Genomic DNA, 25,336 nt, shown 5'->3' with positions numbered 1-25,336 from the left:
AACACCATGAGTGATCTTTCCCCTGGAGCATCACCCTCCGCTCGCCAGGCCGCCAAATCCAAACCACCCACCACCAACGGCACGTCCGATCCGATGCAGGATCTGCTGCACGCATTGCAGGCGATGCGCGCGGGCGATTTCTCGGTACGGATGACGGGCGACCACCTCGGCATCGAGGGCAAGATCGCAGACACCTTTAATGAAATCGTCGCCGCCAACCAGAGAATGGCGCAGCAACTCGAGCACGTCGGCCAGGTCGTCGGCCGCGAGGGCAAGACAAGACAGCGCGTCAAGTTCGACCTTTCAAGCGGCTCCTGGGCGGACATGGAAGGCTCCGTCAACACGCTGATCGACGACCTGCTGTGGCCGACCCGCGAAGTCACGCGCGCGGTCGCCGCCGTGGCTCAAGGCGACCTGCTGCAAACCGTGAAGCTCGATGTCGACGGCCGCCCGCTGGGCGGCGAATTCTTGCAGTCGGCCAACATCGTCAACACGATGATCAAGCAGCTCAGCGTGTTCACCTCGGAGGTGACGCGCGTGGCGCGCGAGGTCGGCACCGAGGGCAAGCTCGGCGGCCAGGCCCAGGTGCCGGAAGTGACCGGCGTCTGGAAGGACCTGACCGAGAGCGTCAACTCGATGGCCAACAACCTGACCGGCCAGGTGCGAAACATCGCCGAGGTCACCATCGCGGTGGCCAATGGCGACCTGTCGAAAAAGATCACGGTGGACGTCCGCGGCGAGATCCTGCAGCTCAAGGAAGCCATCAACACGATGGTCGACCAGCTTCGATCCTTCGCTTCCGAGGTGACCCGTGTCGCGCGCGAAGTCGGCACCGACGGCAAGCTCGGCGGCCAGGCGATCGTGCCCGGCGTTGCCGGCACCTGGAAGGATCTGACCGATTCCGTGAACGCGATGTGCGGCAATCTTACCGCCCAGGTTCGCAACATCGCCAACGTCACGACCGCGGTCGCCCGCGGCGACCTCTCCCGCAAGATCACGGTGGACGTCCGCGGCGAAATCCTGGAGTTGAAGGACACCATCAACACGATGGTCGACCAGCTCAACTCGTTCGCCTCGGAAGTGACGCGCGTCGCCCGCGAGGTCGGCACCGAAGGCAAGCTCGGCGGTCAGGCCCAGGTCCCCGGCGTCGCCGGCACCTGGAAGGACCTCACCGACAACGTCAACTTCATGGCCTCCAACCTGACGGCGCAGGTCCGCAACATTGCCGACGTCGCGACCGCGATCGCCGGCGGCGACCTTTCCAAGAAGATCACCGTGAACGTGTCGGGCGAAATCCTTCAGTTGAAGGAAACGCTGAACACGATGGTCGACCAGCTCAACGCCTTCGCCGGCGAGGTGACCCGCGTGGCGCGCGAAGTCGGCACCGAGGGACGGCTCGGCGGTCAGGCCAACGTGCTCGGCGTCGCCGGCACCTGGAAGGACCTCACTGAGAGCGTCAACTCGATGGCCTCCAACCTGACGGCACAGGTGCGCAACATCGCCGAGGTGACGACCGCGGTCGCCAACGGCGACTTGTCGAAGAAGATCACGGTGGACGTGCGCGGCGAAATCCTGGAGCTGAAGGACACCATCAACACGATGGTCGACCAGCTCAACGCCTTTGCCGGCGAAGTGACGCGCGTGGCGCGCGAGGTCGGCACCGAGGGCAAGCTCGGCGGCCAGGCCAACGTGCGCGGCGTCGCCGGCACCTGGAAGGACCTTACCGACAACGTCAATTCGATGGCCGGCAACCTCACCGCTCAGGTCCGCAACATTGCCGAAGTTGCGACCGCCGTCGCCAAGGGCGACCTGTCGAAGAAGATCACGGTCAACGTCTCAGGCGAAATCCTTCAATTGAAGGAAACGCTGAACACGATGGTCGACCAGCTCAACGCCTTTGCGAGCGAAGTGACGCGCGTCGCGCGCGAGGTCGGCACCGACGGCAAGCTCGGCGGTCAGGCCCAGGTGACCGGCGTCGCCGGCACCTGGAAGGATTTGACCGACTCCGTGAACTCGATGGCCGGCAACCTGACTGCGCAGGTCCGCAACATCGCCGAAGTGGCAACCGCGATCGCCGGCGGCGACCTGTCGCGCAAGATCACGGTCGACGTGCGCGGCGAGATCCTGCAGCTCAAGGAAACGCTCAACACGATGGTCGACCAGCTCAATCGCTTTGCTGGCGAAGTGACCCGCGTGGCGCGCGAGGTCGGCACCGAGGGCCGGCTCGGCGGCCAGGCCAACGTGCCCGGCGTCGCCGGCACTTGGAAGGACCTCACCGACAACGTCAACTCGATGGCAGGTAACCTGACCGGCCAGGTCCGTAACATCGCCGAAGTGACGACGGCGGTGGCGAAGGGCGACCTGTCCAAGAAGATCACGGTCGACGTCAAGGGCGAGATCCTCGAGCTGAAGAACACCGTCAACACGATGGTGGACCAGCTCAACGCGTTTGCGTCGGAAGTCACCCGCGTGGCGCGCGAAGTCGGGACCGAAGGCAAACTCGGCGGCCAGGCCCAGGTGCCTGAAGTGGCCGGCACCTGGAAGGACCTCACCGACAACGTCAATTTCATGGCCTCGAACCTGACCGCGCAGGTCCGCAACATCGCCGAGGTCGCCACCGCCATTGCGGGGGGCGACCTTTCGAAGAAGATCACGGTCGACGTCCGCGGCGAAATCCTGCTGCTCAAGGATACCCTGAACACGATGGTCGAGCAGCTTCGCTCGTTTGCCGCCGAAGTGACGCGCGTGGCGCGCGAGGTCGGCACCGAGGGGCGGCTTGGCGGCCAGGCCGTGGTGCCCGGCGTCGGCGGCACCTGGAAGGATCTGACCGACAACGTCAACCTCTTGGCTGCAAACCTCACCACGCAAGTCCGCAACATCGCCGAAGTTACTACGGCGGTGGCGCGCGGCGACCTGTCGCGCAAGATCACCGTGGACGTGAAGGGCGAAATTCTCGAGCTGAAAAACACCATCAACACGATGGTCGATCAGCTCAACGCCTTTGCCGGCGAAGTGACGCGCGTCGCGCGCGAAGTCGGCACCGAGGGCAAGCTCGGCGGTCAGGCGCAGGTCCCCGGCGTCGCCGGCACCTGGAAGGACCTGACCGACACCGTCAACTTCATGGCGGCCAATCTGACCGAACAGGTCCGCGGCATCGTTAAGGTCGTGACCGCGGTCGCCGACGGCGACCTGAAACAGAACCTGACGGTGAAATCGAAGGGCGAAGTCGCTGCGCTCGCCGACACCATCAACAACATGACGGAGACGCTCGCCACCTTCGCCGACCAGGTCACCAGCGTGGCGCGCGAGGTCGGCGTCGAGGGACGGCTCGGCGGCCAGGCCAACGTGCCCGGCGCGGCCGGCACATGGAAAGACCTCACCGGTAACGTCAACCTGCTCGCCGCCAACCTGACCTCGCAGGTGCGCGCGATCGCCGAGGTGGCGACCGCCGTGACCAAGGGCGACCTGACCCGCTCGATCCAGGTCGATGCCCGCGGCGAAGTGGCCGAACTCAAAGACAACATCAACACCATGATCGGCAACCTGCGCCTCACCACGCAGGTGAATACCGAGCAGGACTGGCTGAAGACCAACCTCGCCAGGTTCACCAACATGCTGCAGGGGCAGCGCGAGCTCTCCACTGTCGGCCGGCTGCTGCTGACCGAACTGGCGCCGCTGGTCAACGCGCATATGGGCGTGATCTATCAGGTGGAGAACGCCGAGAGCCCGCAATTGCGCCTGCTCTCCTCCTACGCCGGCGATGGCGCCAATCCGCACCCGCAAGTCGTGCAGTTCGGTGAAGGATTGGTCGGCCAATGTGCCATGGACAAGCGTCAGCGGCTGGTGTCGGACATCCCAGCCTATACCGCGCCGATCAATTCGGGGCTGTTGCGTGTGATCCCGAAGAATATCGTCGTGCTTCCGGTCCTGTTTGAGAACCAGGTGAAGGCCGTCATCGAGCTGTCATCGATTGCCTCTTTCACCACCTCGCAGATGACCTTCCTCGAACAATTGACCGACAGCATCGGCATCGTTCTCAACTCCATCGAGGCCACGATGCAGACCGAAGGCTTGTTGAAGCAATCCCAGCAGCTCGCCGGGGAATTGCAGACGCAACAGAAGGAATTGCAGCAGACCAACGATCAGCTCGAACAGAAGGCCCAGCAGCTCGCCGAACGCAACGTCGAGGTGGAAAGAAAGAACCAGGAAATCGAGCAGGCCCGGCGCGCGCTCGAAGAAAAGGCGACCGAGCTTTCGCTGACCTCGAAGTACAAGTCCGAGTTCCTCGCCAACATGTCGCATGAGCTGCGCACTCCGCTCAACAGCATCCTGATCCTCGGCCAACAGCTCACCGAAAATCCGGAGGGCAATCTGTCGGCGAAACAGGTCGAATTCGCCCGCACCATCCACGGCGCCGGCACTGACCTGCTCAACCTGATCAGCGACATCCTCGACCTGTCGAAGATCGAATCCGGCACGGTGACCGTCGATGCCGAGGAAATCCTGACATCGAGCCTGCTCGAGACCGTCGGACGGCCGTTCAAGCACGAGGCCGAAAATCGCCACCTCTCATTCAACATCAATGTCGACGAGACCCTTCCCCGCAGCCTGGTCACCGACTCCAAGCGCCTGCAGCAGGTTCTGAAGAACCTGCTGTCGAACGCATTCAAGTTCACCGCGGAGGGCGGCGTGAAGTTGAACGTATCGGCCGCCGTTGGCGGCTGGAGCGCCGAGCACCCGATCCTCAATCAGGCGCCCGCTGTCGTCGCCTTCGAGGTGACCGACACCGGCATCGGCATTCCCCTGGAAAAGCAGAAGCTGATCTTCGAGGCGTTCCAGCAGGCAGACGCCGGCACCAGCCGCAAATACGGCGGTACCGGCCTCGGCCTTGCCATCAGCCGCGAGCTTGCGAGCCTGCTCGGCGGCGAAATTCATCTGCGCAGCGCGCCCGGCAAGGGCAGCACCTTCGTGCTTTACCTGCCGTTGCATTATTCCGGCCCCACCGTCGCGCCGCGCTCCCCTGCCTCGTCAGCATTCACGCCTGCGCCGGCGCTGCAGGCGACCCAGGAGCGCGCAGTCGAGCAATTGCCGGACGACCGCCTCGACCTCTCGCCGGGAGATACCATCCTGCTGATCGTCGAAGACGATCCGCACTATGCGCGGGTGCTGATCGATCTGGCCCGCGACAAGGGCTTCAGGGTGCTGGTCGCCAGCCGCGGTGCCGAAGCGCTCGAACTCGCCAAGCAGTTCCAGCCGACCGCGGTTTCGCTCGACGTCTTCCTGCCGGACATGCTGGGCTGGACCGTGCTCAGCCAGCTCAAGCACAATCCGCTGACGCGGCACATTCCAGTGCAGATCATTACGCTGGATGAAGACCGTCAGCACGCGCTGGCGCGCGGCGCGTTTTCCTTCGTCAACAAGCCGACGACGACCGAGGGCGTCAGCGCGGCGCTGTCGCAGATCAAGGAATATGCCAAGCCCCGACGCAAGCGCCTTCTGATCGTGGAGGACAATGCCGCCGAGCAGATGAGCATCACCGAATTGCTTGGCCACGACGACATCGAGATCCTCACCGCCGACACCGGCGCTGGCGCGTTGTCGACGCTGCGGAACCAGCCGTGCGACTGCGTCGTGCTGGATCTGCGGCTGCCTGACATGAGCGGATTCGAGGTGCTCGACCGGCTTCGCAACGACGAATCCCTGTCGAACGTGCCGGTTGTTGTGTTCACCGGGCGGGAACTTTCGGCCGAGGAGGATGCGGAACTTCACACCATGGCGAGGAGCATCGTCGTGAAAGGCGTCGAATCGCCGGAACGCCTGCTCGACGAAACGTCGCTGTTTTTGCACCGTGTGATCACGGAATTGCCAGTCGAGAAGCAGAGGATGCTCGAGAAGCTCAATAGTTCCGATGAGGATCTCGTTGGCAAGACCGCGCTTCTGGTGGATGACGACGCACGTAACATCTTCGCGCTATCGAGCGTGCTCGAACGGCGCGGCATGAAGGTGCTGACCGCGACGACGGGCCGTGAGGCCATCGCGCTGGTCGAGTCGAATCCAAACATCGCGATCGTGCTGATGGATATCATGATGCCGCAGATGGACGGATATCAGACCATCGGCGTTATCCGGCAAAACCCCTCGTTCGGCCGCCTGCCGATCATCGCGCTGACCGCCAAGGCGATGAAGGGCGACCGCGAGAAATGCCTCGACGCCGGCGCTTCGGACTATCTCGCCAAGCCCGTCAATACCGAGCAGTTGCTGCTCGCCATTCGAATGTGGCTCCACCGCTGATCGGCGTACAGATGATGGATCAGGACAAGGTAAACATTCTTCTGGTGGACGATCAGCCGGCGAAGCTGCTCGCCTACGAAGTCATACTGAAAGAACTCGGCGAGAACCTGGTCAAGGCTACGTCCGGACGCGAAGCGCTCGAGTTCCTGCTCAAGAACGATGTCGCCATCATTCTGGTCGACGTCTGCATGCCCGAGCTGGACGGGTTCGAACTCGCCGCCATGATCCGCGAACATCCCCGCTTTCAGAAGACGGCGATGATATTCATCTCCGCGATACAGGTCAGCGACATCGACCGGCTGCGCGGCTACGAAATGGGCGCGGTCGACTACGTCCCGGTGCCCGTCGTGCCGGAGGTGTTGCGCGCCAAGATCAAGGTATTCGCCGAGCTCTATCGCAAGACCCGCCAACTCGAACGGCTCAATGCCGAACTCGAAGACCGCGTGCGCGCCCGCACCGCGGAGCTTGAGGAATCGCATGCGCGACTGCTGGAGAGCGAGCAGCGCCGCAGCCTTGCGATCGCCGCGGGCAAGATGGGATCGTGGGATTGGGACTGGATCAATGGCGACTGGATGTGGGACGAAGGTCAGTTCCAGATTTTCGGGCTCGACCCAAAGACTTTCGTGGTGAACCCGTCGAACGTCCAGATGTTCCTGCATCCTGATGATACCGAAGAACTGCGCAAGGCGGTCGCCCAGTTCACAAAGGGCGCCAAATCGTACGAGGCGGAGTTCCGGATCATCCGTCCCGACGGCGAGGTGCGCTGGTGCGTCGGCACGGCGGCCGCCACCCTCGACAAGGGCGGCCGGGTCATTCGCGTCAGCGGCGTCACCGTTGACATCACCGAGCGCAAGCAGGCCGAAGAGCGTCAAACCCTGCTGGCGCGGGAAGTCGATCACCGCGCCAAGAACGCCCTGGCCCTCGCGCAATCCATCGTCCGGCTGACGCGCGGCGAGAACGTGAAGACCTACATCCGTTCGGTTGAAGGACGGATCAATGCGCTGGCGCGCGTGCACACCGTGCTTTCGCTGTCGAGCTGGCAAGGCGCCGAAATAAGGAAATTGATTGAAGAGGAGCTGGCGCCCTATTCCACCGGCGACCAGATCGACCTCGCCGGTCCGGAGGTCCAACTCGAACCGGCGACGGCTCAGACCGTTGCACTGGCGCTGCACGAACTCGTCACCAATTCGGCGAAGTACGGCGCCCTGTCGGCGCTGTCGGGCCGGCTGTCGGTGAGTTGGGAAAACCCGGCGGGCGTTCTCAAGATCATCTGGGTGGAGACCGGCGGCCCACCGGTCGAGAAGCCGGTATCGCGAGGATTCGGTACCAGAAGCGTGATTGCCAGCATCGAGTCGCAGCTCGGGGGCCACGCGGAATTCGATTGGCGCCCGGAAGGCCTGGTTTGCCGTCTGTCGGTCCCCTTGTCGCGACGGCAGTTTACCGCCGATCCGGTTGCGCTCCGCGATGTTGTCGTCGAGGGCAATGGCCTGCTACGCGCCGAGTTGTAACTTGGCGCTCGATGGGTCGGCAGCGATGAAGGCCGTTGCAGGATCCCGGAGGACCTGTCGTGCCGCTGCCTGTCGAGTTTCTATCAGGCATCGTCCGGTAACATGTAACGTTGGGTTGATTCCTTCCGAGGCGCCGCTAGCGTAGCCTTGGGGGCGCGATTCCAGCGGCCCCCTGGTATCGGCCGGATGTCCGGCCGCGTCGGATGCGTTGTTTTCGCGCGTTTGAAGCTTCTGCCATGGCGCGTTCGCTGCCAGTTTGCCGGAGACGACAATGGGTGACGAGCGCAACGTCTTTCTTTCGACCGTGCCGGCGACCCGCGGCGATCGCGTGGCAGCGCTGGTTGTGGTCGCCGTCTCGGCGGTGCTGTTTGCATGCGCCCTCCCGTTTGCCACGATGCCGCTTCCTGCGATTCCGGCGTTCATTGCGAGCTATCAATCCGCGCTCGCCATCAACGACCTGATCACGGCCATCCTGCTGTTTTCGCAATTTGCGTTGTTGCGGTCGCGGGCCTTGTTGTTGCTCGCAAGCGGTTACTTGTTCACTGCGGCCGCGGCGATCATCCATGCCCTGACCTTTCCGGGCCTGTTTGCTCCGGCCGGGTTCTTCAATTCCGGGCCGCAAACGACGGCATGGCTCTACCAGATCTGGCATACCGGATTTCCGCTTCTCGCGATCGGCTACGCCGTGCTCAAGGACAAGGATGGCGGCCCCAAAATCGGGGGATCGGTCAGCCGGGCGCTGTTTGGAAGCATCGTCGCCGTCGGCGTTACGCTGTCGGTCGCAACCTGGATCGTGACCGTCAGGCACGACATTCTGCCGATGCTGCTGAGCGGCTCGGAAGGGCGCTTCACGCCCACCCTGATCGGCATCCTGTCGACCGAGCTATGGCTCAGCTTCGCCGCGCTGCTGATCCTGTGGCTCCGGCGGCCGCACTCGGTGCTCGACATCTGGCTCATGGTCGTGATGTGCGCCTGGCTGTTCGACATCGCGCTGTCGGGAGTCGTCAACGCGGCCAGGTTCGATCTCGGCTTCTACGCCGGTCGATTGTACGGGCTATGTGCTGCCAGTTTCGTGCTGGCGGCGCTTCTGCTCGATAATATGGGCCTGCAGGCCAAGCTGGCCCGCCTGCTCGGATCGTTGCGTCTGCAAGCGGCCTCCGAAAGAGACCTTCGCACTGAACGCGACAGCCTTTTCAGCGCCGTCGTGGAATCGTCCAGCGATGCCATCATCACCATATTGCTTGACGGCACCATCACCGGCTGGAACGGAGCCGCAGAGCGCCTGTTCGGCTTTATGGCAGCGGAAGCGATCGGCAGGCACATCGGCATCATCGTCCCGCCGGACCGGCACGAAGAGGTACGCAATATCATCGAGCGGATCAGCCGGGGCGAGCTGATTGCACACTACGAGACTTCACGCATGCGCAAGGATGGCGGCGCCGTCGATGTTTCGCTGAGCATCTCCCCGATCCGCACGGTCTCGGGCGAGATCGTCGGCATCTCCAAAGCCGCGCGCGACATCACCGAAAGCAAGCGGACGCAGCAAGCGCTCAGCCAGGAAATCGAAGAGCGGCGGCGCATATTCGATTCCTCGAACGACCTCATATTCGTCACCGACAGCGTGGGGAATTTCATCCAGGTCAGCCCGAGCGTCACCGCGATCCTCGGCTATGAGCCCTCCGAGATGGTCGGACGCAGTGCGATTGAATTCATCCACCCCGACGATCTCGAACACACCCGCAAGGAGATGCGGGCGGGGCGACGCGGACAAAGCAAGCGCAATTTCGAGACGCGCTATTTCAACAAGGAGGGCCAATCCGTCACGCTGAACTGGACCGGGACGTGGTCGGAGCCGGTCCGCCGCCACTTCTTCATCGGCCGGGACCTGACCGAAAAGCAGGCCGCGGAAGCCCAGTTACGGCACGTCCAGAAGATGGACGCGGTCGGCCAACTGACCGGCGGAGTGGCGCACGATTTCAACAACATCCTGACCGTGATCACCGGCACCATAGGTATCTTGGAAGAAGCCGTCGCCGGCGAGCCCCAGCTCGCGGCCATCGCCAAGCTGATCGACGAAGCCGCCGAACGCGGCGCCAACTTGACCAGGCATCTGCTCGCCTTCGCGCGCAAGCAGCCGCTGCAGCCGCTCGAGGTCGACGTCAATGCGCTGGTGCTCGAGGCCGCCAAGCTGCTGCACCCGACGCTCGGCGAACACATCGAAATCACGCCGCTATTGGCCGAGGATGCATGGACCGCGCTGGTCGACCCGAGCCAGCTCACTACCGCCGTGCTCAATCTGGCATTGAACGCGCGCGACGCGATGCCCAATGGCGGCAAGCTCGCGTTCGAGACCGGCAATGTCTATCTCGACGAAAACTACGCCGGCATGCACAGCGAGGTCGCACCCGGCAATTATGTGATGATCGCGGTTAGCGACACCGGCTCCGGAATTCCGCCCGCACTGCTCGAACGGGTGTTCGAACCCTTTTTCACGACCAAGGAAGTCGGCAAGGGCACCGGCCTAGGCCTCAGCATGGTGTTCGGCTTCGTCAAGCAGTCGGGCGGACACATCAAGATCTACAGCGAGCAAGGCCACGGCACTTCGGTCAAGATCTACCTGCCGCGGGCAACGGGATTGAACCAGACCGCCGCGGAAGCGCTGGTCGCGGCTGACGTCGAGGGCGGCAATGAGATCGTGCTCGTCGTCGAAGACGATTCGCTGGTGCGCCGCTATGTGATGACCCAGATCGAGAGCCTGGGCTACGCCACGCTCGAGGCGGCCAACGCCTCCGATGCCTTGCGCATCATCGACGATGTCCCGAACGTCGACCTGCTGTTCACCGACGTGATCATGCCCGGCAACATGAACGGCCGCCAACTGGTCGACGAAGCCTTAAAGCGGCGGCCGGGCCTCAAGACGCTGTTCACCTCGGGCTATACCGAAAACGCCATCGTCCATCACGGCCGGCTGGATTCCGGCGTCCTGCTGCTGGCAAAGCCCTATCGCAAATCCGAGCTTGCAAGGATGATCCGCCTGGCGCTTGCCAGTTGAAGCATCCTCCGCGGCTGCTATACCGGTTAAGGACGGCTCGGCCAGTTGCGGCCCAAACGGATCGGCTCCTTGAGAAATCTCCTCACCGATATATCCGGCGTCAGCGTCGGCCATGCCGACGATGCGGCGCTTGCCTCCGGCGTCACCGCGATCCTTTTCGATTCTCCTGCCGTCGCCTCGATCGACGTGCGTGGCGGCGGCCCCGGCACCCGTGAGGACGCCCTGCTCAAGCCCGAAAGTACGGTCGAGGCGATCGACGGCATCGTGCTTTCCGGCGGCTCGGCGTTCGGACTGGACGCCGCCGGCGGCGTGCAGGCCTGGCTCGCCGAACAAGGTCGCGGCTTCCGGGTGCGCGAAGCCGTCATCCCAATCGTTCCGGGCGCCATCTGCTTCGATCTGCTCAACGGCGGCAACAAGGCTTGGGGACGCTTCCCGCCCTATCGCGATCTCGGCTACGCCGCGGCGAATGCGGCTGCTGCCGATTTCGCGCTTGGCAGCGTCGGCGCCGGCCTCGGCGCGACAACAGCCAATCTCAAGGGTGGCCTTGGCTCCGCTTCGGCGCAGACTGAAGGCGGCGTCACGGTCGGCGCGCTCGCGGTGGTCAATGCGGTCGGCAGCGTGACGGTTGGCGACGGTCCGTGGTTCTGGGCGGCGCCGTTCGAGAACGGCAACGAGTTTGGCGGGCGCGGACTGCCGCCTTCGTTCACACCGGACATGCTGCGGGCGCGGCTGAAGGGCGGTTCGGCTGCCACGCCTTCGGAGAACACCACGCTGGTGGTCGTCGTCACGGATGCGGTGCTGACGAAAGCGCAGGCCAAGCGGCTCGCGATGATCGCGCACACCGGCATGGCGCGCGCCATCTACCCCGTACATGCGCCGCTGGATGGCGACGTGGTGTTTGCCGCCGCGACCGGCAAGAAGCCGATCGATCCGCTGTTCGGCCTCACCGAACTCGGCATGGTCGCCGCCAACACGGTCGCGCGCGCGATTGCGCGCGGCGTTCACAGTGCGACCGCGCTACCCTTCCCAGGTGCGCTCCCGGCGTGGGGCAACCGGTTCGGTTAGCATTACTACGTCACAAGCCCCTCATGGTGAGGAGCGCTAAGCGCGTCTCCGGACGATGCTGCGCATCGCCGGGCGAACCATGAGGCCCCGTCTTTGGCCTACATCCTTCGAGACGCCCGCGCTGCGGGCTCCTCAGGATGAGGGGATCAGCTAATCCCGTCAGGCGCTGAGCGAGAGCGATGCGGTGGTGGTGCCTGATGAAATTGCCTGGGCCTGACGCTGGATCATCTGCTCGATGAAATTGTAGGACGATGTCGCTGATCTCGACGAGCTTCCGCTCGCGGGCGATGTCATCGTTACCTTCGAGCCGTCCGCATAGGTCAGCGATGTCGTTATCGAACCGTCGCTGTTGGTGACGGATGTAGTGGAAGCACCCTGCAGGGCCTGCGAGAACGGATCGGAACTTGCTCCGTCGCCATCGGCGGCTTTATCACGATCGTGGTGATGGCCCTTGCCGGCCTTCAACGCCGACGCCAGTTCCTTGAGGCTGATCGAACCGTCGCCATCCGTATCGAGCTTGCCGAAGGCATTGCCGGCTTGGGCGGTCTTGTTGGCGTCGGCGCCGAGCGCCTCGAACTCCGATTTGCTGATCTTGCCATCACCGTCGCTGTCGACCTTGGCGAACCATTCCTTCAGCGAATTTGAGCGCATCGACAGCGACGATACATTCAAGCTGGACTGGCTCTGTGCATCAAGCAGCGCACTCATGGTCTGCGGCGATATCTGCGAACCGCCGCTGCCGAAACCCGAGCCCGAGCCGACCGAAGCCGACGAACCCGAGGACATGAGATCGAACGGGCTCTTGGCGTCCTGGCTGAGGCCGGTGGATTGCGCGGACGAGGACTTCGACGACGTCAGCGCCTTGAGGGCATCGATCGCCGACGACGCGGCGCCCAAAGCAAGGAACATGGCAAAACTCCAACAACGCCGCGCCGGTCGCGGCTGATAGCTCGTGCATGCTCCTCAGCAAGCGCCGTGCCATGATGAAAAACCCAATAAAACCGGGCTTTCCTGCATCGCTTCCGGTCCGCTCAGCACGGCAATAGATGCCCGCCGCGGCAGATTTTGCCTTGCTGCCTGGTGGCGGCTCGAACTGGGAAACCAGATATTCTCGTGGAGAAATGCGGCGAACCTTGTTGGTTCGCTGGGGGTGGGTAGGCAAACCACCTAGGCCAGCGTCAAGCGGTTATCCGTGCAGGATGGCGGCGCGCGCCCGCTTGAGGTCAGCCGTTTCGGCCCCTTCGTCAAACGAGCGACAGATCGGTTCTAGCAACGCGCGCGCCTCACCAGACCTTCCTTGCGTCCACCAGAGTTCTGCAAGGCTGATGGCGGCACGCAATTCCAGGGACCTAGCACTTTGACCGCGCGCTACTTCAATAGACTTCTTAAGATGGGACTCGGCTTCGCTTACCTTCGAGGGGTTGAGTACCAAAAGAATTTGCGCTCTTTGCCGATGCAATTCCGCTTCCCACGATCTGCCTGTCACGTCACCAATATTGGCCAAGACCCCATCGACAATGGATAGCGCACGGTCATTTTCGCCAGCCCTTGCGTGCATGTCCGCCAGCCAGCTATCCATCATTTGAAGCATGAAGCCGAGGCCGTTGCGCCGCGCTTCGTCGATACCCAGTGCCATTTCGGCCCGGGCCTCTCCAAGTCGGCCCAGTTCACCGATTGCCCGGCCTCGCGATATTCTCGACAAGATCACGTACAACGAAAACCGCTGTTCTTGCGACATTTCGAAGCTCTTTTCGGCGCTTTCAAAGGCGCTAGCGGGATCCCCGCGCAGGAGGTGCACAACGGAAGTCATGTAATGAGCAAACGCTAGCGTGTAAGGGTGACCAAGATCTCGTGCCAATGCGAGCGCTTCCGAAACACGCAAAAGCGCTTGATCGGGATGGCCCAGGAACCATAAGTCCCAAGACAGGAGCAGCAGTGAAGCTACTTGAGGCTCCACCATGTAAAGGCCGGAGAGCGGCTGTTTTCCTTTTCCACGTGAAAGCTTGATTGTCTCCTCGAAATGATTCGCTGACGACTGGAAGTCTCCGATAGTCAATAGCGTGCTGCCCATCACTCTGTGAGCCACCATCAGCAGCACGGGATCAGACAACGCTTGCGACCGCGACAGAAACTCTTCGGCCATAGGAAGCGCTTCATCATGCCGTGCGCACATCCAGGAATGCATACACATCCCATACAGGGCTTGGAAATATTCGGGGATGTTGCCAAGTTGCAGGCATAGAGCACGCGCCCGAGAAAACGCTTCGCAGGTTTCCGCGGAGGCATACCCTTGAACAGCGATAAGCGGTATTCCCAATGCCAGTTGAAGCTCGACTTCATGTCTGGTCCGCTCGGGCGTTTCGGGCAAAGCGCTCAGGAGCTGAAGAGCCTTTCGAAAATTAGCAATCGCTTCAACGTTGGCGGAATGCGCGAGCGCGCGTTGCCCAGACTCAAACCAGGAACGAATGGCCAGTTGGTGGTTGCCTGCTTCTTGATAGTGATAGGCCAGAACTTCGGGTTGATTTTCGGCGAGCTCCGGGAAATCACGCTTTAAGATTGCCGCGATGTGTGCATGGATCTGCTGCCTCTTACCTCTAAGCAAAGAGTCGTAAATTGCATCACGCAACAACACATGCTTGAAAGCAAACCGGACGAAAGGCGAAATGTCGACTCGATAGATGATGTCAGCCTGTTCGAGCAGCGAGAGGGCCGACAGCATATCGTCTTCGTCAACTTGCGATGCTGCCGACAAGAGATCATAGGAGAACTCGCGTCCAATCACGGCCGCTATCTGTGCAAGTCTGCGACTCGGCGCGACACGATCAAGCCGCTCCATAAATGCGTCACTCAGCGTGTCCGGAACCCTGAGCGTTTCTGGTCGCGCTGCGCGCTCAAAGGTGCCTCGAGTCCGCAAAGGCGCGCCCAGCATACTGTTTGTCAATTCCTCGATGAAGAGCGGGACGCCATCGGCCTTTTCGATAATCTGGTCAAGCAGTGGTTGGGGCATGCTCTCGCCCCTCAAGAGATCTCGGATCATCGCCCTCACTTCGGCGTGTGACAATCGAGTGAGCGAATGTACGGTGGCGTTCGCATGAGTGATCCACGTTGGGCGGAACTCAGGCCGGCACGACACAATAAGCAGCACCCGGGCGTGGTGAATCCGGCTGATAATCAGCTCAAGCAGCTCAAGCGTGGATGGATCTAGCCAGTGCGCATCCTCGAAGATGCAGACCGTGGGGCGTTGGACAGAAAACGCCAAGAGCATGTCGACGAGCGTGCTTATCGTTCTGTTCTTTATTTGTTGTGGCGTAAGGTCAGAAAATTCGAGGTGATTTTCCAAGGGGATGGATAACAGTTTGGCAATCAGCAGGACCGCCTCTTTGGAACTATCTGTTGGGCGCGGAAGGTAAGCCTTGAGCTTGGCAAGCTTGTCTGCGTCGGCTTCACGAGCTGTTATTTGGGCCGCTTGTTCGATCTGCTCGATCACCGGAACGAACGCGCTCTGACTATGATAAGGCGAGCCCTGATGGTGTAGCCAGACGCGTGGTTCCTGCTGAATATGCAATTTCAATTCGTGGAGGAGCCTTGATTTTCCCACTCCGGGAATACCCGAAAGGAATACGACCTGGCCGTCACCCTCTTTCGCTTTCTGCCACCTATCGAGCAGCAAGCTTAGTTCGCTTGAGCGTCCAATGAGCGGAGTAAGCGAGCCCGCATGCGCAGCCTCGAAACGGCTAGCTGTACTTTTTGCCGAGATCACACGGTAGATATGGAGGGGTTCAGTTACACCTTTGAGCTTCTGAAGGCCGAGGTCCTGGAAATCAAAAGCTGACGACACAAGACGCCTCGTCGATTCCGAGATGATTACCGTGTTGCCAGCGGCAAGGGCCTGTAGACGCGCGGCAATATTCGGCGTCTCGCCCACCGCGTCCATCGACCACGTGCCACTGTCTCCAATTTCACCGACAACAACCGGGCCCGAGGAAACACCCACTCGACAAGTCAGGGTTGCAGGCCCTGAAATCTTCGGAACTCCGGAGACAATCTCCAGGGCGGCATGAATAGCACGAGCGGCGTCGTCCTCGTGTGCATAGGGCCAACCGAAAAATGCCATCGCGCCATCGCCGAAATAGCGGGCGACCTCGCCTCCATAGCGCTTGATTGCCGTGCTGCACTCCCTCCGATAAGCGTCAATGAGTTTTTGCAGATCCTCGGAGTCTAACTCTTCCGAAAGCTGCGTAGATCCCACTAGGTCGCTGAACAGCACTGTGATCTGACGGAATTCAGCTTCGCGATGTTGCACAGTGCCGGCGGGCTGGCGCACTACCGTCAATGCTTCAATGGCCTTGAGCAGCTTCTTGCGGTGACCTAAAGAGGAAACTCCTAGGTTTTTGAGATCATTTTCCGTCAATTCGGGAAGGAGGGAGTATTCGATATTGTTTTCTTCAAAAGCTTGGGCGTACTGACCTAGACCATGTCTAGCCAGCCACTCGGCTAACTCGGTGGTCGACTTCGCCATTGCAGAGGCCCCGAGTCGGGCTTGAGACCACTATGTGGTTACCTTTGTTGCTTTCGATCAGAGCACGTTCTCCAGTAGACGATAACACACGAGCGTTGTTTTGTCTGCCGATATCACGATAGGCGAATCGCGGAGTCGCGCGGGTATCGTTGTTTGAAAATCGCAACCGCGTATGAAGACGCGCGCCCTGAACCGGCGCCTTGTTTCTCGTGTCTCACGCTATGCCAAACTGCGATAACTATCGCGAAATTCCGCTCATGCCGCGGGCCGAGCCCCGCGCTCTTCCTCGTGCAATGGACGTGAACTGAGACGGTGCGGGAGCGCCTCTCCGAGCGCCTGTTCAATCTCCTCGAGCATCTCCGCATCGGATTTGAGGAGTTCGTGATTATATCCCTCCGCCAGGATCAATGCCGATTGGTATGTCTCCCGAACGACCTTGATGCGGTCATCTGCAGGAAGCGAGGCGACGAACTTGATCGTTTCTTCGACGTGGCTGGCCTCGCTTCCGAGGGAGCTGTGACTTCTGAGGAAGCGGGTCGCATCGACACCGTCCGGACACATCGCCTGCACCTTCTCGACGTCGGCCTTCTGCTTGAGCGCGGCAATGCGCTCCAGGCAGTACGAATAGCCGATGCAGCCGATAGGATAGTCCTCGACGCAAAGATCATCGAAGCGCTTGCAGAGCGGCTTGATGCCCTCTGGGATGAAGTTGGCGACGAGTCGCTCGCCGGGCACACCCAGCGCACGCAGATCCTTGAGCGCGAGCCGGTCGTGACCGGTCTCCTCGCGCGCACGCTCTTCCAAGTAGGCTGCGACCTCGGGCCTCCCCAGCTCGTTGAAGCGCCCGGCGGCGCGCCGGAGATTTCGAGGCGTGTCGACAGACGTGTGATAGGCGCCCACCAAGGCTACGATATAGCCGACGAGCGTCGGGTCAGGGCGCGCGAGGCGCTTTTCGATTCCGGCAAATCCGAGATTTATCGCTCCGTCGAGCAGCCCGACCGTGCTGCCCGCCGAGCCCACACTTGTCATCGGTGTCGCAAAGGGATCTACGTTTTCTTCCGTGCCTCCCGGGGCATGAAACCAAACCTCTCCCGACTCGCGAGCGATGATCGAAATATCGCCCGTGACGTTGACCCACTCCGTGACCAGCCGTGCCATTGGAAACCTCCACTTCCGAGTGAACGCCCGTGTCGTTTCTCGCTGGATGCGACCAAAACTCGCGTCCAGCTAGAGACACCCTGCTGCATCCGAGACGGATTGCAATACCACTAGATTCCGTTCGGCGTGATGGCCATCAGCATCTTGGCCGTCTCGAGCAGAGGATGCCCAGCAAGAGTCGGACGTGTGGGTCTCGGCAGCACAAAGACGACCCCGATAGTTGCGTCTAGGCCTGCGTCTTCCAAACTGAAACCTGCATCGTACTCGTCTTCCGTGATTACGATGGGTTTCTCCAAATAGATGCCCCGAGCCGCGAGATCTGCTTTTGCCGCAGTCGAGCGGTTTCGGTACTGCAACAGGGATATGGACCCTGTACTAGGCGTGATCAGGGGATTGGCGGCGGGACCTGTCCATATATCGACGATCCATTGTGCGAGGACATCATTTTGGTACGAGAAATCAGCCACCTTATCTTCTAAGTCTTCTTTCGCCTTGCCTGCTTCGTCCGCATAAATACCGCGTTTTTGCTTTTTCTTTGACCCTACTGCGTGCGCTGCTGCTACCGGAAGCATTGCGCCGCCGGCGGCTCCTGCAAGGAACAAACGCCGATTGAAGCCGGAATTCGGTTGCGACTTGGTGTGCGAGGCCATGATCAATCCCTCCCTGCTGAAATCAGTTCGGTGTCTTACCGCCGCAACCTCGTATTTTAGTTGTAAGATTTCGTCCTGACAAGCTGCTGCAACACTGCCCAAATAGACCCCACAGGCCGGCTGGCGCCGGTACGCCCTTGCCGCTTCTTGCAAACGGCATGAAGCTTCGACCCGCCCCGCAGCCGGCCACAGCTTCTCATCACGCGTGATAATTTCGCCGGCGGATTCGTACTTTGCCCTCCCCTAATAGTTGGATGCGAACCTTGCTGAGTAGATTTATGTCGATTGCCTTGCGCACGGTCTGCGGACGGAAACGCCGATTGCCCGTCTGCGATTGCAGATATTTATCGTTGTTTGTCGTCCCAACCTTCATCGAATGTCGCTTCTCGCACGCGACGGTTTTGCGTATCGCAGCCCGATTGAACGGTGTGTCGTGGCAATCTTGACAGTCGACTGCTGTTCAGACGAGAAACGCCTCCGTAGCCGAGCGATTGCGAGCATTGCCCCCGGCCCTGCCGCATGTTACGCGGGGCCGTTTCGCCCCTCGAAGAGATTTGGGAAAGCGCACATGTCCCAGCAATTTGCGTCGCGTCCCCTGGTCATCGCGCCGTCGATCCTGGCGGCGGATTTCGCCAAGCTCGGCGAGGAAGTTCGCGCCGTGGACGCGGCCGGCGCCGACTGGATCCATCTTGACGTGATGGACGGACATTTCGTGCCCAACATTTCCTACGGCCCCGACGTCATCAAGGCGATGCGCCCGCACACCAAGAAGATCTTTGACGCGCATCTGATGATCTCGCCCTGCGACGCTTATCTCGAGGCGTTCGCCAAAGCCGGCTGCGATCACATCACCGTCCATGCCGAGGCCGGCCCGCATTTGCATCGCTCGCTGCAGGCGATCCGCGCGCTCGGCAAGAAGGCCGGCGTCTCGCTCAACCCGGGCACGCCGGTGAGCGCGATCGAATATGTCATCGACCTGATCGATCTCGTGCTTGTCATGTCGGTCAATCCCGGCTTCGGCGGCCAGGCCTTCATCAAGTCCGCGCTCGGCAAAGTCAGCGATGTCAGGGCGATGGCCGCGGGACGTCCGATCGACATCGAGGTCGACGGCGGCGTCGCGCCCGACGTTGCCGGACAGCTCGCCGCCGCCGGCGCGAATGCGCTGGTCGCGGGCTCGGCAGTGTTCAAGGGCGGCACGATGGAAGCCTACAAGGCCAACATTTCCGCGATCCGCAACGCGGCGGCGCTGGCGCGCGGCGAAGCGATCTGACGCGGATCTGGAAACGCGCGCGTCGTCGAAACAGCGGGTAAGAAAGCCACACCGAGCGTGCAGCAGGCCATGGAACCTGAAAGTCCAAACTCCGGCCACAAAACTTCACGCATCTCGCCATAAAGGCAGATCAGCATCCCGCCTTCCACGGATGGGACGAAAATATGATCAAGGCCTTCATCACCGCCGCATTGCTCCTGCTACTTGCGCCCTCTGCCGCGCTCGCGCAGCGCGCCGGTGACGCTGCACTCGGCGCCGTGGCCGGTGCCGTCGTATTGGGGCCGATCGGGGCCGTCGCCGGCGCTTTCGTCGGCTATACGGCTGGCCCCTCGATATCGCGGTCGTGGGGACTGGAGGGCTCGCGCTCGTCGCGGCACCGCAGGCAGGCGTCGCGGGACAGCGTACGGGGCGCCAGGGCGGAAGCTGTAAGCCCCGCCCCCGCAGCAAATTCGGCCGGCCCGAGCGAACGCAGTGCCCGCGTCACCAGCTATCCCGTGCCGAACCCGCCGCGTTCCGCCAAAACAGCGCTGCCGCCCGTCCAGACCCTCGACTGAACGAACCCGCCACCTGTCACGCGCTATCGGCCGGCGCCACGGCCGGCAACTCGCGGCACCGCCGTCATCTCCCGATCAGCAGGCGATCGGCCAGCCAGTGCGGCAGCCCGTTGGCGCGGATGCGGTCGGCAGCCGCTTCGACGTCATACGGCACGCGGCAATAGGTGATTTCGCGCGATGACGTATCGAGCATCGCAAATGCAGCCGCCGGGTCGCCGTCCCGCGGCTGCCCGACCGAGCCGAGAACGGCGAGCCAGCGCCGGCCGCCGAGCAATTGCACCGGCACATCTGTTGTCAGAACGAAGCTCGTCATCTTCGCCGCCGATGACATCGAATAGAGTGCCGGCCGGTGGATGTGTCCGCAGAAGGTGACATGCGCGTCGGTCGCCTCGATGCTGCGCGCGGCGTCCGGCGTATCGCGCACATAGTGCCATCGCGCCGGGTGCGATGCTTCGGAATGCACATAGAGGCGATCATCTTCCCGCTGTGTCAGCGGCAGCTCCGCCAAAAAGCGCCGTTGCGGCGCGCTGAGCCGGCCACGGGTCCACTCGATCGCGGCCTGGGCCTCGGCATTCATGGTCTCCGACGGGGTGCTTATCGCCTGATCGTGGTTGCCGATCACGGCGACGGCGCCGTCATCGACCAGGCCCATCACCGTATCGACCGCCCATTCCGGATCGGCACCGTAGCCGACGACATCGCCGAGACAGACAATCCGTTCCGCGCCGCGGGCGCGCGCGACATCGAGGCAGGCACTGAACGCCTGCTGGTTGGCATGGATATCGGCAAAAATGGCCAGCCGCACGCCTCACCTCCCGATCCATCATCGCGCCCGTGCCTGCGCTTGCGTTGATGGATATCAAACAACAGGCCGCTTGTGACGTGCAATCGGGCCCGATGCGCCTGCAGGCCGTCATGCTGATCGGATCTAGCCGGTGGGGCGATAATCCGATACGAGCCCCTCGCTATCCTGTGCTGAGGGCGGGCTATCCAGACATCATTTCTCAGCTTAGTAGCGGACCTTGGGACTTGTTAAACTGGCGTCTGCCTTATCCCCGAGAGAGGACATCGTCGCGTCCGGCACGGGCGGTCTGACGCAAAACAGGGCTTATTTGGTCGCGCCTACCTTGGCGCGCCACCGGCGTCGGGCTTTAAGGAACAGTTGCGCGAAAACGAATAGTCCGAAGGCAGTTACCAGTACAGACGCGCCGAGAGCCGCTACAAAGTGGACCGGGTCGCTCTCAAAGCTGATAAGTCTTGACCGGCCGACGTAACCCGGGCCGTACAAGCGCGAGAACAACTCTCCCGTGAAGAGCACCCGGTATAACTGGGATAATCCAAACCACGTCGTGACCACAAGCAATCCCAGACCAACGACGACTGTGGCTATCGTCTTCACAACTTGCAGCAGGCTCCGCATACCGCCATTTTCGCATAGCAAGAGAACGATCGGAAGGACTCGCCGCATCACGTCGACTCGTCGGTCAAGGATTTCTCTTCTTTCATCAGACAACACAACCAGAGAGTTTCCTTGGTCAGGTTGTACATTTTTTACGGTACATTAAGAATCTCCCCTTTAGATCGCAGATAGACGACATTGCAACTATCGAATCCACCGCAGTCACATCGCCGTCATCTCGCTTGCTCCACGGCGGGAGCGATGCTTTCACGATGATGGGTTGCGGGCGCGGGATATTGGGGCCGCAATATGAACATACCCGCCGCAATCATCTCTGCCGGCATCGGAGCAGCATTATTCGCGGCGATGAACGCCTTTCAGTATCGGCCTTCTTTGATCACACCCGACTACTCGCTGGGGATGATGTTCGCGACGAAGCATTCGAAAGCTCGGAGTGCAGTCACTCGTTTACTGATCGATCCGGCATCGGCGGATTTCAGTGCGTTGCGATCGGTTGAGGAAGACGCGGCCGAGTACGTTTGCGGCACCGTCAGGGCGAAAGATAAATCCGGCCATTACGTCGAGTACCGCGCCTTCGTTTACACAGTAGCGACCGACTTTGCCCGTATCGACGACGACGGTCGGATTGCACATCGGCATGGCGCCTTCAGGAAATGCCCAATTTCGGAGGAAAAAGACGTAGCCCTGCGCAAGATGCCCATATCGGAGGGTGCAGCCTCGATGGTGAAAACCATTCAAACGATCATCCCGACGGCGGATCCCACGATTCTGTCTACCATGACGCCGGATATGTCAGCAGGAGGGGCAAAGTCGTCCGGTGGAACTCTGCAACAACAGGTTGGTCAGATGGCAAGCCAACTCGGTTCGGCAGGCCAGCCCGGATCAGTGGGACAGCAAGGGACAAGTTCGACGTTCAAGGCAGCTTTACGAAACGAGAGCGCGTGGCGCAGCGAACATCCACCCGCCGCTTGGCCAACGTTTCCCTCTGACCACCCGATGGCGAGACCAGCACAAAAAAGGACCGCGGCGCAAGCCATGGCCTTGGCCAAAGATGTCGAGGACCGTTGGGAGCGATCGAACTTCGGGGCTTCCATTTCGCGTCCTTCATCAGATGAGATCCAAGAAGCCTGCCGCGCGCTGCTCGCAATCGATCCGAAAGACGAGGCCTATCCGAAAGCGTGGGCAGCCTTTGTACGGTTGCGAAAAATAGACCGTGACAGGGCCTCTTGATGCTAGGATTCGCAGTCGAATGTCCGTTGTGGGTCAAAGGACTAAATCAGGGGCCGCCAACTGAGCGGCTTTGCCCTAGAAGGTACACTCATGTTGGTTGCTGACCTCATGTTCTGGCCAGCCGTCGCCGTTCTTGCCGGGTGCAATCTTTATTTTGGACCTCGCATCAGGAGCGCTCGCATGGCCATGCAGTGGGGGCTCGACGGCGAGCCAACCTGGGGCGCACCCAAGGCAGTGGGGCTTTGGGGCATGGTGGCGTTCGCCCTTGCAGTTCGATTACTGATTTGGGTCGCCTCAACTTACGCTCCGGAAAAGGTTCACGGCGCTGAAATAGGTTTGTTGCTGTTCTCAGTCATCGTTGCTGCGGTCCATGTGCTGACGCTTAGAAGAGCCGCGCAAGCAAACTAGGCCACCGCTCAATTCTAGCCCGCGATGCATGACGGATGGGTCAGCCTCTCCTGACGCCTTTCGGTTGGAACAGACTTGGCTTAAGCTGCTTCATTGCTGGATTGGAGAATGCACAGATGAAGCCCTTCTTGATGGCGTTCGCAGTAGCACTTGTAAGCAGCACCTTCGCGCTTGCTGACACCCCAGTGACACCGGCAGAGGCCGAGAAGATCAAGGCTGCTTTGGAAGTCCTTGGCTGCACGGGCGGCAAGATGGAAAAGGAGACCGAGGCCAGCGGCTACTTTGAAGTCGATGATGCCAAATGCAAGGACGGTCAGTACGACATCAAGCTCGACAAGGACTTCAAGTTGATCGCGATGACCCGCGACTGAGCATGCTCAAGACCTGCCCTAAGCGGCCGTCATCGCATTGACGTTCTCCGGCGCGAAGAACTCAGCGGGTGATATTGTTCCGGCATTCATCCGCGCGAAGGCATCCATAGCTCTCTGATTGCCGTGAATCGCGCCAAGGAGGTGCTGCATATCCGGTGGCGGTGGTTCCAGCGTCGCCAGCATGCAGGTGAATTCATACATTGCCGCCACCCGTGCATCGCGCGCGCGATGGTACTCGCTCATCGCCGCGTCGAACGGCTGCGCTCCCGAGAAGACCCTGTCGAGCGCGACCGCGCAGAGCTCGGCGTCGTGGAAGGCGTCCATGATTCCCTGTCCAGTGATGAAGTCCCGGTTGTAGCCCGCGTCGCCCACGAGCACCCAGCCGGGGCCGTAGGGCTTGCGAAAGTAGTTCGGCACCGCCGCACCGACGAAGCGCGCTTCCCGCTTGGCTTGGTGCAGGCGGTCGGCGAACGCCGGCGCCAACGCGATGGTCTTCAGGTAATTCCCTTCGATGTCCTTCTTGCAATCGTCGAACCTTGCGTATGGCCAACCGACGATCACCATCGTCAGCCCGTCATGGGTTGGAGCGGCGGCGAATCCGGTCCCGTCACGGATATATTGCTCAAACTTGCCGAACATCGGCAGTCCGCTCCAGTAGGTGTAATACGCGACGAGCAGAATCGGTTTCTCGTCATAGTGCTCAGGCCGGACCGCTTCGGCCACGAACGAGTGTCTGCCGTCGGCGCCGACGACGATTTCAGCGCGCTCGGTGATAGGGCCGCCATGCTTCGAGCGGCCCTTGATGCCGACCGCCCGTCCGTCCTCGATCAAGATTTCATCCACGGCGAAGCCTTCGCGAACTTCCGCGCCGGACTGAGCCGCAGCATCGACGAGCAGCTTGTCGAGTATTGTGCGGCGCGGACAGTACGCAACCGGCGCTTCACTCGTGCCTGGCGCGCCCGCAATCGTGAAAGGACCAAAGTCGAAAGCATAGCTGTCGATCGGCGGGCACCCGGTCACAGTCAGACGATCGAGAAGGCCCCACCTGGACAGGGCACTTACGCCAAGGGGATGCAAGATGTGCGTAGAGACCGTGTCGCTCGGAAAAGTTGCGCGGTCGACCACGAGAACCCGATATCCTTTCCGGACCAGCAGCATTGCGGTCGGTGATCCCGCGCAGCGGGCGCCCACTACGATTGCGTCGAATGCCTTGGTCATCGCGGCTCTCTCCTTGTGCTGACAAATCAGACGCGGGCTCGGCGCATCGCGGGTCCGCGGCGTACCCATTGCTGTGGTGCTAGAGAGAAACGGGAGCCGGCGCTTCGGGAGAACGCCCCAATCGGGCCCTTGCAAACGTATGGGTGATCTTCCCCATTCGCGGGCGCCGTAGGTATGGCACGATCGCGACGTGTTGAAGTCGGCGGTAAGCCGCCGGGAAGGAGAAACGATATGAGCGATACATTCGAGGGGCGTTGTCTTTGCGGTGCCGTACGCTTCCGTGCGGCTGGGCGCCCCAAATGGGTCCTGTGGTGCCACTGCGAGAGTTGCCGGCGCCATACCGGAGCGCCGGCATCCGTCTTCGTTGCCTTCGACGACTCCGCCGTCACGGTAACAAGCGGAGCGATCAGCAAATACAATTCATCGCCGGGCGTGGAGCGCGGGTTCTGCGCAAGGTGCGGCTCGACCCTGACCTGCGCGAACCAGCGACGGCCCAATGAGACGCACTTTCATCTCGGCGCGTTCGAAGAACCCGAGAAGCTCAAGCCCACGGGAGAGGCGTTTCCAGGCGAAAGGCTCCCGTGGTTGCACCCGGAAGCCGCGTCCGGCTCGCCTGTTTGAC

The 25,336-nt window shown here is 61.4% G+C and carries 15 protein-coding genes; 9 read left to right on the top strand and 6 right to left on the bottom strand.

All coding sequences use genetic code 11. From position 1 onward, the window contains the following. Positions 1–93 precede the first annotated feature (93 nt). The 4 genes from GWE18_RS05595 to GWE18_RS05580 all read left to right on the top strand — a co-directional run bounded on the left by GWE18_RS05595 (position 94) and on the right by GWE18_RS05580 (position 11,916). Positions 94–6,291, top strand: coding sequence for a HAMP domain-containing protein (locus GWE18_RS05595; RefSeq protein WP_342804232.1), 6,198 nt, complete (start codon positions 94–96; stop codon positions 6,289–6,291). A gap of 14 nt (positions 6,292–6,305) precedes the next feature. After that, positions 6,306–7,799: an HWE histidine kinase domain-containing protein gene (locus GWE18_RS05590; RefSeq protein ID WP_342804231.1), complete on the top strand. Its 1,494-nt coding sequence runs from the start codon at positions 6,306–6,308 to the stop codon at positions 7,797–7,799. A gap of 271 nt (positions 7,800–8,070) precedes the next feature. Beyond that, the gene (locus GWE18_RS05585) at positions 8,071–10,851 is read left to right on the top strand and encodes a PAS domain S-box protein (RefSeq protein WP_275184808.1); all 2,781 of its coding nucleotides are present in this window, start codon (positions 8,071–8,073) and stop codon (positions 10,849–10,851) included. Between the two features lie 69 nt (positions 10,852–10,920). After that, positions 10,921–11,916 (top strand): P1 family peptidase, encoded by a 996-nt coding sequence (locus tag GWE18_RS05580; RefSeq protein ID WP_275184807.1) that lies wholly within the window; start codon positions 10,921–10,923, stop codon positions 11,914–11,916. Between the two features lie 159 nt (positions 11,917–12,075). Here the strand turns inward: GWE18_RS05580 and GWE18_RS05575 are convergent, their stop codons facing one another. The 4 genes from GWE18_RS05575 to GWE18_RS05560 all read right to left on the bottom strand — a co-directional run bounded on the left by GWE18_RS05575 (position 12,076) and on the right by GWE18_RS05560 (position 18,243). Then, positions 12,076–12,825 carry an EF-hand domain-containing protein gene (locus GWE18_RS05575; RefSeq protein ID WP_275184806.1) on the bottom strand — a complete coding sequence of 250 codons (750 nt, stop codon included), beginning with the start codon at positions 12,823–12,825 and terminating at the stop codon, positions 12,076–12,078. 277 nt (positions 12,826–13,102) lie between these two features. Continuing rightward, on the bottom strand, positions 13,103–16,435 hold the full coding sequence (locus GWE18_RS05570) for an adenylate/guanylate cyclase domain-containing protein (RefSeq protein ID WP_275184805.1): 3,333 nt from the start codon (positions 16,433–16,435) through the stop codon (positions 13,103–13,105). A gap of 255 nt (positions 16,436–16,690) precedes the next feature. Further along, positions 16,691–17,593 carry a hypothetical protein gene (locus GWE18_RS05565; protein ID WP_275184804.1) on the bottom strand — a complete coding sequence of 301 codons (903 nt, stop codon included), beginning with the start codon at positions 17,591–17,593 and terminating at the stop codon, positions 16,691–16,693. A gap of 110 nt (positions 17,594–17,703) precedes the next feature. Continuing rightward, complete coding sequence (locus GWE18_RS05560) at positions 17,704–18,243, bottom strand: hypothetical protein (protein ID WP_275184803.1); 540 nt, start codon at positions 18,241–18,243, stop codon at positions 17,704–17,706. Positions 18,244–18,811: 568 nt separating this feature from the next. On the opposite strand from GWE18_RS05560, the gene rpe reads away from it, so the two are divergent. Continuing rightward, the gene (gene rpe / locus GWE18_RS05555; RefSeq protein WP_275184802.1) at positions 18,812–19,513 is read left to right on the top strand and encodes a ribulose-phosphate 3-epimerase; all 702 of its coding nucleotides are present in this window, start codon (positions 18,812–18,814) and stop codon (positions 19,511–19,513) included. 164 nt (positions 19,514–19,677) lie between these two features. Beyond that, positions 19,678–20,067, top strand: a complete 390-nt coding sequence (locus GWE18_RS05550) for a DNA-directed RNA polymerase subunit N (protein ID WP_275184801.1) — start codon at positions 19,678–19,680, stop codon at positions 20,065–20,067. 64 nt (positions 20,068–20,131) lie between these two features. On the opposite strand, the gene GWE18_RS05545 is transcribed toward GWE18_RS05550, so the two are convergent. Beyond that, on the bottom strand, positions 20,132–20,872 hold the full coding sequence (locus GWE18_RS05545) for a metallophosphoesterase family protein (RefSeq protein WP_275184799.1): 741 nt from the start codon (positions 20,870–20,872) through the stop codon (positions 20,132–20,134). Positions 20,873–21,775: 903 nt separating this feature from the next. Between GWE18_RS05545 and GWE18_RS05540 the strand changes: the two genes are divergently transcribed. The 3 genes from GWE18_RS05540 (at position 21,776) to GWE18_RS05530 (ending at position 23,496) form a co-directional block, all read left to right on the top strand. After that, positions 21,776–22,717: a hypothetical protein gene (locus GWE18_RS05540; protein WP_275184798.1), complete on the top strand. Its 942-nt coding sequence runs from the start codon at positions 21,776–21,778 to the stop codon at positions 22,715–22,717. Between the two features lie 180 nt (positions 22,718–22,897). After that, positions 22,898–23,125: a hypothetical protein gene (locus GWE18_RS05535; RefSeq protein WP_275184797.1), complete on the top strand. Its 228-nt coding sequence runs from the start codon at positions 22,898–22,900 to the stop codon at positions 23,123–23,125. A 116-nt stretch (positions 23,126–23,241) separates the two neighbouring features. Then, a complete protein-coding gene (locus GWE18_RS05530; protein WP_275184796.1) occupies positions 23,242–23,496 on the top strand; it encodes a hypothetical protein in 255 nt (84 codons plus the stop codon). Between the two features lie 18 nt (positions 23,497–23,514). On the opposite strand, the gene GWE18_RS05525 is transcribed toward GWE18_RS05530, so the two are convergent. Then, complete coding sequence (locus GWE18_RS05525) at positions 23,515–24,714, bottom strand: NAD(P)/FAD-dependent oxidoreductase (RefSeq protein ID WP_275184795.1); 1,200 nt, start codon at positions 24,712–24,714, stop codon at positions 23,515–23,517. Positions 24,715–25,336: the final 622 nt, after the last annotated feature.

It is taken from the genome of Bradyrhizobium sp. CSA112 (assembly GCF_029051645.1).
Classification (GTDB): Bacteria; Pseudomonadota; Alphaproteobacteria; order Rhizobiales; family Xanthobacteraceae; genus Bradyrhizobium.
The sequence above is the reverse complement of the archived record's forward strand: the minus strand, read 5'-3'. Positions and strand labels throughout refer to the sequence as shown.

Coding starts and splice junctions, on each gene's coding strand:
- GWE18_RS05595 (WP_342804232.1), top strand. CDS start 94: ATGCAGGATCTGCTGCACGCATTGCAGGCGATGCGCGCGGGCGATTTC.
- GWE18_RS05590 (WP_342804231.1), top strand. CDS start 6,306: ATGGATCAGGACAAGGTAAACATTCTTCTGGTGGACGATCAGCCGGCG.
- GWE18_RS05585 (WP_275184808.1), top strand. CDS start 8,071: ATGGGTGACGAGCGCAACGTCTTTCTTTCGACCGTGCCGGCGACCCGC.
- GWE18_RS05575 (WP_275184806.1), bottom strand. CDS start 12,825: ATGTTCCTTGCTTTGGGCGCCGCGTCGTCGGCGATCGATGCCCTCAAG.
- GWE18_RS05570 (WP_275184805.1), bottom strand. CDS start 16,435: ATGGCGAAGTCGACCACCGAGTTAGCCGAGTGGCTGGCTAGACATGGT.
- GWE18_RS05565 (WP_275184804.1), bottom strand. CDS start 17,593: ATGGCACGGCTGGTCACGGAGTGGGTCAACGTCACGGGCGATATTTCG.
- GWE18_RS05560 (WP_275184803.1), bottom strand. CDS start 18,243: ATGGCCTCGCACACCAAGTCGCAACCGAATTCCGGCTTCAATCGGCGT.
- rpe (WP_275184802.1), top strand. CDS start 18,812: ATGTCCCAGCAATTTGCGTCGCGTCCCCTGGTCATCGCGCCGTCGATC.
- GWE18_RS05550 (WP_275184801.1), top strand. CDS start 19,678: ATGATCAAGGCCTTCATCACCGCCGCATTGCTCCTGCTACTTGCGCCC.
- GWE18_RS05540 (WP_275184798.1), top strand. CDS start 21,776: ATGAACATACCCGCCGCAATCATCTCTGCCGGCATCGGAGCAGCATTA.
- GWE18_RS05535 (WP_275184797.1), top strand. CDS start 22,898: ATGGCCATGCAGTGGGGGCTCGACGGCGAGCCAACCTGGGGCGCACCC.
- GWE18_RS05530 (WP_275184796.1), top strand. CDS start 23,242: ATGAAGCCCTTCTTGATGGCGTTCGCAGTAGCACTTGTAAGCAGCACC.
- GWE18_RS05525 (WP_275184795.1), bottom strand. CDS start 24,714: ATGACCAAGGCATTCGACGCAATCGTAGTGGGCGCCCGCTGCGCGGGA.